The 10,823-nt window shown below is 64.5% G+C and carries 8 protein-coding genes and 1 pseudogene; 7 read left to right on the top strand and 2 right to left on the bottom strand.

Translation table 11 applies throughout. The features are described from left to right. Nucleotides 1–290: 290 nt before the first annotated feature. Together groES and groL are read left to right on the top strand one after the other, a co-directional pair. Nucleotides 291–578: a co-chaperone GroES gene (gene groES, locus MET2598_RS0115205; protein ID WP_012335267.1), complete on the top strand. Its 288-nt coding sequence runs from the start codon at nt 291–293 to the stop codon at nt 576–578. An 86-nt stretch (nt 579–664) separates the two neighbouring features. Then, nucleotides 665–2,305, top strand: coding sequence for a chaperonin GroEL (gene groL, locus MET2598_RS0115200; RefSeq protein ID WP_018261408.1), 1,641 nt, complete (start codon nt 665–667; stop codon nt 2,303–2,305). Between the two features lie 701 nt (nt 2,306–3,006). Here the strand turns inward: groL and MET2598_RS43385 are convergent. Beyond that, nucleotides 3,007–3,138, bottom strand: a complete 132-nt coding sequence (locus MET2598_RS43385; protein ID WP_265576436.1) for a hypothetical protein — start codon at nt 3,136–3,138, stop codon at nt 3,007–3,009. A 955-nt stretch (nt 3,139–4,093) separates the two neighbouring features. Here MET2598_RS43385 and MET2598_RS0115195 point away from each other — a divergent pair. The 5 genes from MET2598_RS0115195 (at nt 4,094) to MET2598_RS0115180 (ending at nt 9,283) form a co-directional block, all read left to right on the top strand. Continuing rightward, on the top strand, nt 4,094–5,872 hold the full coding sequence (locus tag MET2598_RS0115195) for a Rieske (2Fe-2S) protein (RefSeq protein ID WP_236728723.1): 1,779 nt from the start codon (nt 4,094–4,096) through the stop codon (nt 5,870–5,872). 55 nt (nt 5,873–5,927) lie between these two features. Continuing rightward, a complete protein-coding gene (locus MET2598_RS0115190; protein WP_157182162.1) occupies nt 5,928–6,122 on the top strand; it encodes a hypothetical protein in 195 nt (64 codons plus the stop codon). A 78-nt stretch (nt 6,123–6,200) separates the two neighbouring features. Then, nucleotides 6,201–6,458 (top strand): hypothetical protein, encoded by a 258-nt coding sequence (locus MET2598_RS0115185; protein ID WP_018261405.1) that lies wholly within the window; start codon nt 6,201–6,203, stop codon nt 6,456–6,458. 579 nt (nt 6,459–7,037) lie between these two features. Next, entirely contained in the window at nt 7,038–8,015 is a 978-nt protein-coding gene (locus MET2598_RS41100) for a hypothetical protein (RefSeq protein WP_157182161.1), read from the top strand. Nucleotides 8,016–8,041: 26 nt separating this feature from the next. After that, complete coding sequence (locus MET2598_RS0115180) at nt 8,042–9,283, top strand: TAXI family TRAP transporter solute-binding subunit (protein ID WP_018261404.1); 1,242 nt, start codon at nt 8,042–8,044, stop codon at nt 9,281–9,283. 171 nt (nt 9,284–9,454) lie between these two features. Here MET2598_RS0115180 and tnpC read toward each other — a convergent pair. Further along, a pseudogene (tnpC, locus tag MET2598_RS36535) lies at nt 9,455–10,711 on the bottom strand (IS66 family transposase). Nucleotides 10,712–10,823: the final 112 nt, after the last annotated feature.

Raw genomic sequence — 10,823 nt, 5'->3', positions numbered from 1 at the left:
GGCCGGCTGCGCTCGCCCGACCGGCTCCGCCGGCCAAGCTACCCGTGGTGGATAGGCCGACGGTCCACTAACATTCCAACCGGACCACCCCGTGGGGGCTGATCAGACGACGCCAGCAGCAACATCGCAGACGTGCAGCTCAGAAGCGATTTGCGAAACCGGCCAATGATCGTTAGCACTTGCTCTGGTAGAGTGCTAAGACGCTTCGCGTAGAGGGGGAGGCAAAAGCTTCTCTCAAGCGGCGGCACTAACGAGCCGCTCACCTCTTCAGGCAGGAAACCGGAGGTCCCATGAAGTTTCGTCCGCTGCACGACCGTGTCGTCGTCCGCCGCATCGAGGCGGAGGAGAAGACCAAGGGTGGCATCATCATCCCCGATACCGCTAAAGAGAAGCCGCAGGAGGGAGAGGTTATCGCTGTCGGCCCTGGTGCACGCGACGAATCCGGCAAGGTGGCCCCCCTCGACGTGAAGGCCGGCGACCGCGTCCTGTTCGGCAAGTGGTCGGGTACCGAGGTTCGCCTCGACGGTCAGGACCTCCTGATCATGAAGGAGTCCGACATCATGGGCGTCCTCGCCTGAGGCGGCCCCACGAGTTCGTGAACTTCGTCCTTCGAGGCTGCCGATTCGGGGCGCCTTGGGACTGCAATCCGACAAGGATCTGACCTATGGCTGCCAAGGACGTTCGTTTCTCCTCCGACGCGCGCGAGAAGATGCTGCGCGGTGTCGACATCCTCGCCAACGCCGTGAAGGTGACGCTCGGCCCCAAGGGCCGCAACGTCGTGCTCGAGAAGAGCTTCGGTGCCCCCCGCATCACCAAGGACGGCGTGACCGTCGCTAAGGAGATCGAACTCGCCGACAAGTTCGAGAACATGGGCGCCCAGATGGTGCGCGAAGTGGCCTCGAAGACCAGCGATCTCGCCGGTGACGGCACCACGACCGCCACCGTGCTGGCCCAGGCCATCGTCAAGGAGGGCGCCAAGTACGTCGCCGCCGGCATGAACCCGATGGACCTCAAGCGGGGCATCGACCTCGCCACCGCCGCCACCGTGAAGGACATTACTGGCCGCGCCAGGAAAGTTGTCTCGTCGGAGGGGATTGCCCAGGTCGGCACAATCTCGGCCAACGGCGACAAGGAAATCGGCGAGATGATCGCCCAGGCCATGCAGAAGGTCGGCAACGAGGGCGTGATCACGGCTGAAGAAGCGAAGACCGCCGAGACCGAGCTCGTCGTGGTCGAGGGCATGCAGTTCGACCGCGGCTACCTCTCCCCGTACTTTATCACGAACGCGGAGAAGATGCTCGCCGAGCTCGAGGATCCCTACATCCTGATCCACGAGAAGAAGCTGTCGTCGCTGCAGGCGATGCTGCCGGTGCTCGAGGCGGTGGTGCAGACCGGCAAGCCGCTGCTGATCGTGGCCGAGGACATCGAGGGCGAGGCGCTGGCCACGCTGGTGGTCAACAAGCTGCGCGGCGGTCTGAAAGTGGCGGCCGTGAAGGCGCCGGGCTTCGGCGACCGGCGCAAGGCGATGCTGGAGGACATCGCGATCCTGACCGCCGGTCAGATGATCGCGGAGGATCTCGGCATCAAGCTGGAGAACGTGACGCTTCCGATGCTCGGGCGGGCCAAGCGGGTGCGGATCGAGAAGGAGAACACCACGATCATCGATGGGGCCGGGGAGAAGGCGGACATCGAGGCGCGGGTGGCGCAGATCAAGGCGCAGATCGAGGAGACGACCTCGGACTACGACCGGGAGAAGCTGCGGGAGCGCCTGGCGAAGCTGGCCGGGGGCGTGGCGATCATCCGCGTCGGCGGTTCGACCGAGGTCGAGGTCAAGGAGAAGAAGGACCGTGTAGAGGACGCCCTTCACGCCACCCGCGCGGCGGTGGAAGAGGGCATCGTCCCGGGTGGCGGCACCGCGCTCCTGCGGGCCCAGGCGGCCGTGGCCGCGCTCACGAGCGATAACCCGGATGTCCAGGCTGGCATCAAGATCGTGCTCAAGGCGCTGGAGGCCCCGATCCGCCAAATCGCCGAGAACGCGGGCGTCGAGGGCTCGATCGTGGTCGGCCAGATCTCCAACAACACGGGCTCTGAGACGTACGGCTTCAACGCCCAGACCGAGGAGTACGTGGACCTGCTCGAGGCCGGTGTCGTCGATCCGGCCAAGGTGGTGCGCACGGCCCTGCAGGGTGCGGCCTCGGTCGCCGGCCTGCTCGTCACCACGGAGGCGATGGTGGCGGATGCGCCGAAGAAGGAAAGCTCGGCTCCCGCGATGCCCGGCGGCGGCATGGGCGGCATGGACTTCTGAGGTCAGCTACCTCCAAACTTGGTGGACGGGCTGCCGCGAGGCAGCCCGTCCATCTCCGAACCGGAGCCCGAGCCCAGTTTCCTCCCATTCCCCACCTGCTTCGTCGGGGCGCGTGGGCGAGACGAGCCGGAGCCAGAGGTCACGCTCGCCGACCTCGATGAGACTGACGAAGCCCCGATCCCATCGGGCCGTCCACAGCCGACCGACATGGTGGACAGGCCCGATGATCCGCCCCCCTCCGCCAGGATGCTCGTTCCGAGCGATCTCGCCGCGCAGGCGCTGCTCGGGTGTGACTGCAGTCCGCTCCTTCAACTCCATGGACAGAGTGAAATCCGTTGAGCAGCGCCGGCCTCTACAGGCGATCTCGCCGGCAGGGTCCACTTCCCACAAAGGTCCTTCGAGTCCGACGTCGACGCTTGACGGCAGGCAGAGCGAAACGGGAGCTGCGACCCCGACATGGCGATGCACACAAGCGCCAGGACCGGCGCACTCATGATGGGGCCCTTGGGTAGCTCCGCCTGCGGTGGAGACTTTGTCCGCGCCTGATAATGGCCGGGATCCGGTCGCCCGGTGTACGCGCCGTCATCAACCACCCACTTGGTTGCAGCGTCGGGCGACTGCCCGATCCACGGGTGCAGAGTGGTACCTCGCTGGCCCCAGCCATCGGGTTCGCTGCCGAGCTCGCGAGTCGGGTGCGAGGCCTATTTCCGATTGGCCGATTTCACGGCAGCGCTAACCATGTCCTTCGTCGACGGTGCTGCCGCGCTGGTCTTGGGCACCGGCTTCTTCGGCTTCTTGGCTTCGCGGTTTCCGCGCTTCTTCTCCGAGGCCATGATCAACCTCCTCGTTCAGCGAAGCCATCATTGCATAGTCTGCCAAATGATGGGACGAAAATTTCAATACCCAGTGACAGCCGGTCTCATCGGACGCGGAGCGTGATCCCTTTCAATGGATAAGTGATAGCGGATTCGGACCCTCTTCGGGCAAGAAGCAGGTCGAATTTGTGTGTTCCTCGTACGGGTTGCCGAGCAGGTTCGCTCCGATGACAAGTTGGATTTTCGAAAGCAGCCATGCGAGCGTACTGAGAAGGATCCATAGGTTCTTCTGGTAGAGCTCGATCAATTGCTCGCATAATCCAGCGCTTGAGCCGGAGCTTCTGAGATCGAGTCATCGCTGCCTCCTGCACGATAACCAATGCTCAGACCCGATGGTTAATAGGCAGTTAAATTGGCGAGGGTTGTTAGCGGTGCAACCGGATTAAATTCACTTACTGCTCGGCTTTCTGTCAGATGCGGGTGCGCTGGCGGCGCAACTGCAATTTGGCCGAATTGGTGGGCAAGAGCGGAGCTATCGTAAGAACACCTGCGAATAAAATCTATCGCACGCCATGTCATCGCGAAATCGTAATCAACAAGTATCCAAGTCGTCCGGATCGGCGCAGCGTCTCCGCGCAATGCGCTCGACTGTCCAGAACACGTTCTACACCCGATATCACCTGATCTCCTGGCGGACATTGCACCTGTTCAGGGCTGAAACCGCGGAAACTTGTCAGAAAACTACTGTTGCGGCCTCAGATGAGGAGGACCCTGTCCCTCCTGCGACCGCAGCTCAGTTCCCGGTGTGATGCTTCCCGGAGACTACGCCACGTCACATTCCAAACACCCCCGCGACGGCACCTCGGTCTAGCAGGCCGCCTTGACTGAGGCGCAGCCCGCGTGCATCGCCATGAGTGGATGGTTGCTACATCCGCCTGCTTCAGAACACAGCACAGCTGCAGGAGGCATGCTCATGGAGGCGCCGAACAGGGAATTCTCGCTGGCGGGAAGTCTCGAGGGGCTGAGCGCGAAGGGGCGGATCGTTATGCACGGCCACCATCGCCCGATCCTGGTGATCCACGACCGCGGACGCGTCGTCGCCCTCGACAATCGTTGCCCCCACATGGGCTTCCCGCTCGAGCGGGGCAGCGTCGAGGACGGCATCCTGACCTGTCATTGGCACCACGCCCGCTTCGACCTCGAGAGCGGCTGCACCTTCGACCTGTGGGCGGACGATGTCCCGGTCTGCCCGGTCGAGGTGCGCGATGGAGAGGTCTGGGTGAGGACCGGGTTCGCCCACGCCGACCCCGTCGGCCACTGGGAGCAGCGGCTGGCCGACGGCCTCTCCCACGACCTCGACCTCGTCATCGCCAAGGCCGTGCAGGGTCAACTCGCGGCCGAGGTGCCGCGGGCCGACATCGTGCGGCAGGTGGCTCTGTTCGGGGCGCGGAACCGCGACGGCTGGGGCGCGGGTCTCACGATCCTCACGGCGCTCGCCAATCTCCTGCCGGTGCTGCCCGAGGAGGAAGCATACCTCGCCCTGTTCCACGGCGCACGCCACGTGGCGGCGGACTGCGATGGCGCGCCGCGGCGGCGGGATCGGGCGGCGCTTGGAAGCCGGCCCGACCCGGCTGCGCTCAAGCGCTGGCTGGGGCGCTGGACCGCCGTTCGTCATCGCGAAGCGGCCGAGCGCACCGTGCTCACGGCGATCGCGGCCGGGCTCGCTCCACCCGTACTCGCCGACGCGCTTCTCGCGGCCGAGACGGAGCGGGCGTTCGCCGACGGCGGGCACTCCCTCGACTTCATCAACAAGGCGTTCGAGTGCCTCGACCTGATCGGCTGGGAGCACGCGACGGCGGTGCTGCCGACTGTGGTCGGCCAGATGGCGGCGTCCCGCGGCGCCGAGGAATCGACCGCGTGGCGACAGCCCGTTGATCTGGTTGCACTCTGTGAGGAACCAGCAAGGCAATGGCCGGACCTGCTTGCTGCCCACCGGGTCGAAGGCTGGTCGAACCACGTGACGCTCGCCCGAGAGCTGCTCGGTGACGATCCAGTCAGGATCATGGACATGCTCGAGGCGGCGATCCGCGCAGGCGCCTCCCCCTCTGACCTGGGCCAATCTCTCGCATACGGGGCGGCGCTCAGGGTGGCGCGGTTCGGCAACGCCAACGAGCACGCCGACTGGGAGGCGGCGCACCATGTCTTCACCTACGCCAACGCCGTCCACCAGTTGCTCAACCGAATCGGCACTACCAGCGCCGACGGTCGCGTCACGGCCGTGCGCAGCATCCTGCACGGAGCGATGGCCCTGTACCTTACCCGCTACCTCAACGTACCGCCGGCCCACATTCCGGGAGACGGCGACGAGCCGCTCGACGACTTGCCCGCCGATGCCGAGGCCATCAGCGCCACCTTGCTTGATGCGTTCGACCGGCAGCGGCATGTCGACGTCGCGGCGAGGCTCGTGGCCCGGCATCTCACACTCGGCCACTCGTCACAGGCGCTGATTGCCACGCTCGCACGGGCGGTGCTGCGCGAAGATGCAAGCTTCCATGCTTATCAGATGCTGGAAGCCGGGATCCGGCAATTCGCAGAGTGGGGCGATACCGACGCGGGCCGGCACATCCTCGTCGCGGTTGCCCGGTATCTTGCAGCCCACTCACCGACCGAACGGGCGGCGTTGCAGACGGCTGACATCGCCCGGCGCCTGATGCGGGGGAGCGAGTTGCATCGGGAGGTGAGCGCGCCTTGACGACGCGCCGAGGGGTAGAGCTGGAGAGTACCTGACGCTCCCGCGGGACCTCCGCGTGATGGGCATTCTCGGTCACATCCTCATCCAAGATCCGGGCGACATACGCGTTCGCCGCGATGAGACGCTCGGGTTGTCGGACCTGCGGGCTTTGGTGGGAAGGCTAATCGGTGTGGTTCAGCGGCTGTCGCCGGAGAACCGGGCACTGCGCGACGAGATCGCCCGGCTCAAGGGCCTGCCGCCCCGCCCTTAGACTCGCCCGCCGCCCTCCGGGCTGGAGAAGGCCACCGGGTCGGTTGGCCGGTCGTGGAGCAAGCCGGCGCGGCGCGGCTTGGCGCACGAGTGCAGCGCCCTCATCCCGGAGGTGATGCAGCCGGTCGCCGCGCCCTTGGGCTCGCGCTCCAAGGGCCACGAGGAGATGCCGGTCGGCGATCTTGTGCCGGAGGCCTGCGTGATCCGCTACCGGCGCGAGCGCTGGCTTGTGCCGGCCGGCTTACCGCTGGTGGCGCCGCTTCCGCCGGGGATCGTGGGTGGGTTCGGGTCGCAGCTGCGCCGCTTCCTGCTGGTGTCAGGCTGCATCAGGAACTGACCCTCTATCGCCATTGGCGCGACTCCCGCCTGAGTTGATTTTGGCGAGCAACGCGCGAGAGTGCGCAGCGGTCGCCCCGACGCGCTCCCGCCGGCGAACAACCTTAAGCGGCAGGTAGAGTGGATGGGGTCTTCCCACCGTGTCGCCAAGGGGTCAGCCCCTGATATCGCCTGACACGTGTATCGAAACCGACCCGTACGGACAGGGTTTTCGCGCCTCCGCTCGCCATCCGCACAGCCATACCCCTGCGGACGTTACGAAGGACCCGCCTCCCTCGTCGGGCCCGCCATGGATAACAAAGCACGAAAGCGGAGTGGCAGGCCCCTGCTGCGTCCCAGTTCCGTGTTTGTAACAAGCCCAAGGCTGCCAACAGTCACGGTTGCAGCGTCCGCGAGTATCATTCGCGAACTATATAAGCTTCACAATGAAACACAGTAATTCACCTAGTTCATTTGAGTGATTGACATATCGATGGGATGCGAATGTGAATGTACCCATCAAAGAACTTGGATGGCGCCTGGGAACTGCAGAGGTTCCGATAATGAATGAATTTTAATAAGAATCCTGTGAGGCTCTGTCATGCTAGGAGAAGTGTACAATTCAAGATCACACAACATAAAAATTGCCCTGCCTATCATGGCAATGAGATCTTTTGCCTGCATCTTGAGCAATCAATATTTTGCACAATTTGACGGTAATCCACCTATAAGCTCACCATTGTCAAATAAACCAGAGATTAAGTCTGAAGAAGCCGGATTGATTACAAGCAGAGCCCCTTGTGATGAGCGAATATCCGTATCAATCCATAATCTGCTACCCGCACAAAGCAAATACGCAACAATATATTTAGTAGGTCTGCCACACGGCGCTATCCTTTCAGATAATCATCAGAGTATGACTGTGATGAATGATGTAGATATACTTGAGATCACAACGCTGAACCTCAAAGATCTGACGCTCATTCTACCAGGCGATCTGGTCTCGCGTGCACCAGAGACGAAGATCTATGTGGGTATCGCAGGCCTCCTGCCCGCGTCCGAGACCGACAGCTCCGCTCGCGTCGAAAAGCTTTTGTCGATGGTGATCATCCCGCAAGCCTCTCTGCCTCCCTCGCCCGAGCCAAGGGTCGTTCAAGTCAGGACCGCGGCGGCAACCCCATCCCCGATCGTCCCACAAGCCGCTGGTGCGGCAGGCATATCAGGCCGCAGCGCACAGGCGGAACCGCAACCCGCCACGCCCACCGGCCAGGGCTCAGCGGTTGAACCACTCCCGAAGGCCCTCGTGGCGAAGGCCCAGCAAGCGCTGCGACTGGGCAACGTGAGTGGCGCGCGGCTATTCCTGCGGCGGGCGGCCTCGGCCGGTGACGCCGACGCGATCAACCTCCTGGGGCAAACCTACGACGAGGCTTTCCTGCACCGCCTGGGCAGTCGAGGGCTGAAGGCCGACCCGAAGCAAGCACGCATGCATGCCGAAGCGGCCGCTCAGGCTCGCCAGGGGAGCGTCCGACTCCAGGCACGAACGGGCTCCACAGGGGTGGCAAACGGGGGGATGACATGAGCTGCAAAAGTCGGACAACGGGATTGATGGCCCTCGCCGTCTCAGCCCTCCTGCTGGCTGGCGTACCCTGCTCCCCGGCAGGCTCGCGGGATACCTCCCAAGCCGCGGGCGCGTCCCAGGCCGCAGGGAAGCAGGCCGTATTGTCGGCCGGCGAGACGGAGCATGCGATCGGTAAACGCATGAACGCCGCGACCGTCTCGATTGTCACCGGCACGCCTGGGGGGACCTACTTCCGTGTCGGAGCGGACCTGGCCTTCGTCCTTGACGACGAGCGCCTGCGCGTCCTGCCCATCCTGGGCAAGGGGGCGGGCCAGAACGCCTACGACCTCCGGTTCCTGAAGGGCGTCGACCTCGCCTTTCTGCGCACCGACACGCAGGAGCAGTTGCGCGAAGACAAGCGCCTCGCCAGCATCGGTTCGCATATCCGCTACATCGCGAAGCTGTTCGACGACGAGCTGCATATCATCGGTCCGAACAGCGTCACGGAGGCGCGGCAGCTCGCGGGCAAGCGGGTGACCTTCGACGTCAAGGGCAGCGGCACCGATTACAGCGGCCGGGCGATGTTCCGGAACCTCGGCGTCACCGTGCAGGCGATCAATGTCGACCAACCGACCGCCTTCGAGATGCTGCGCAAAGGCGAGGTGGACGCGGTCGTCTCCGTGGCAGCCAAGCCCGTGGCGGTGGTGGCGGGTTTCGCTCCAGGCGATCGGTTCCACCTCATCCCCACCAAGTACGGCCCTTCGATCTCGGACGCCTATCTGCCGGCCTCACTGACGCGTCAGGATTATCCGAACCTCGTCCGCGACGAGGATGAAATTGAGACGCTGGCGGTCGGGACCGTGCTGGGGGTCTACAATCACCCCAAGGGATCCGAGCGTTATGCCAGGCTTGCCCGCTTCGTGGATGCCTTCTTCGGCAAGTTCGACGAGTTCCTGGCGCCTCAACGCCATTCGAAATGGCGGGATGTGAACCTCGCCGCCGGGGTCGGCGGATGGATGCGGTTCGAGCCCGCGCAGGAATGGCTTGATGCTCACCATGAGCCGCTCCCCGGCGCCGAGTTCATGGCCTTCCTCAACGAGCGGCGTCCGAGCGCATCGGCCGACAAGGAAGGATTGTACCAAGCCTTTCTGCACTGGCGTCGAGATCGCGGCTCAGCCGATAAGGAAGGATTGTACCAGGTCTTTCTGCGCTGGCGTCAATATCGCGGCCATTCTTTAGCCAGTTCGCCGGAGCATAACTCATCTCTGGTGAAAGTTCAGCTTAGGTAAAATAACAACTCATGTGTTTAGATTTTGTGACAAAGAAGAGAGTCTCTCCACAAGAGGAGCGCCCATGGATGCTTTAAATTAGGCGGGGTGACGTGGGCGATCCCCGTTGCTGCCTTCGCACCGATTCGTGTGAGAGCTGGGCAGTAATTACCCACGCCCGTGGCAGCGGGCTCAGGCGCGGATGGTCTTGAGGATGATGCCGAAGGTGTCGGCACCCGAGAGGCGAGCGGTGTCGACGACCGTGCGCACGTCCGCTTCGCCCGGTAGCCGTTCGTCACCTTCCGCTGCACCACTGCCGGGCGCAGGGCTCGCTCACACCCATTGTTCGTGACCTCCACGCGGACGGGATGGTCGAGGAAGACCAGGAGCTGATCGCGGGCGCGGCTGATCTTGGCTTGCAGCGCACGGGTCAGATCTCACCGGCTCGGGGCGGACAGGATGTCGGACAGCTGCCGTTCCAGCGCCCGCCGCTTGGCCGAGAGCGTCGAGGCAGCCAAGTCGGTGACGCGCTCGGCCAGGCTGAACACGGACCCGAGCCACAGCTACAGGCGCAACGGCACGGGATCGTCGCTGACCTCGGCCGCGTAGGCGACGTCGCGCGCCAGATGCGCCAGGCAGGTCTGGTGGCGCTCGCCGTGCCCTTGCTGGGCGGTGTAGCGGTCCGACAGCCACACCGCAGGCTGACCACCATCGCGTGCACGACGGAGGCAGCCCGCGTCGGGGCGGCGTGATGTACGACCGCCTCGTCCGAGCGGAAGACCCAGTGGTACGAGTTGCAGCCTTCGATCCGGGCGCCAGTCTCGTCCGAGGCGACCACCGCGGCCCGGCGCAGCGCCGAGACCGCCGCTTCGCGACCGGACCGGAACTGCCGCTGGGCGCGACGGAGCAGGTTCATCAGCCCGCCCTGGCTCAGGGTGAGCCCGAACAGGTCAGCCAGCGCCGCCTGCAGGCGACCGCAGGAGAGGGCCTGGAAGGTCTTCAGGTAGGTCGCCACCGCGTGCAACCGCGGGCCGAACGGCGTGCCGCCCACTTCCTTCGGCAGGGGGGGGCGACGACCCGAGTTCCGCAGGACGGGTAGCGCACCGCGAGCCGCTGATGCTGGGTGACGAGCGGCGTCACCTCCGGAAGCTCGACCTGCTCGCGCACGCTGACGATCTCGGCCGGCAGGTCCACAGCCAGAGCGCTGCCGCAGCAAGGGCACTGAACCGGGCGATGCGCGACGACCTCGTCGGGATCGGAGCTGAGCGTACGGCTGTGCTCCTCGTGACCGGGCTTGGCACCGCCAGGCTCGGCCTGCTCGCGCCGCTTCTTGCGATCAGTGGAGGGCGGCTTCAAGGAGGTGCGCGAGGTCTTCTCAGGCCGCTGCAGCCGCAGCACCAGCTCGATCAATTCCTCCTTGCTCAAACGCTCAAGATCACTGCGGCCCATCTCACGAGGGAATCAGCGAAATCAGCTTCCGGCAAGAGTCGCGGCGGGCTCCCTCCAGCGGCCTCGCTTGTGGGTCGCACCGCGCTCGTGCGCACCCCGTGGGTAATTATTC

It is taken from the genome of Methylobacterium sp. WSM2598, from assembly GCF_000379105.1.
GTDB lineage: Bacteria > Pseudomonadota > Alphaproteobacteria > Rhizobiales > Beijerinckiaceae > Methylobacterium.
The sequence above is the reverse complement of the archived record's forward strand: the minus strand, read 5'-3'. Positions and strand labels throughout refer to the sequence as shown.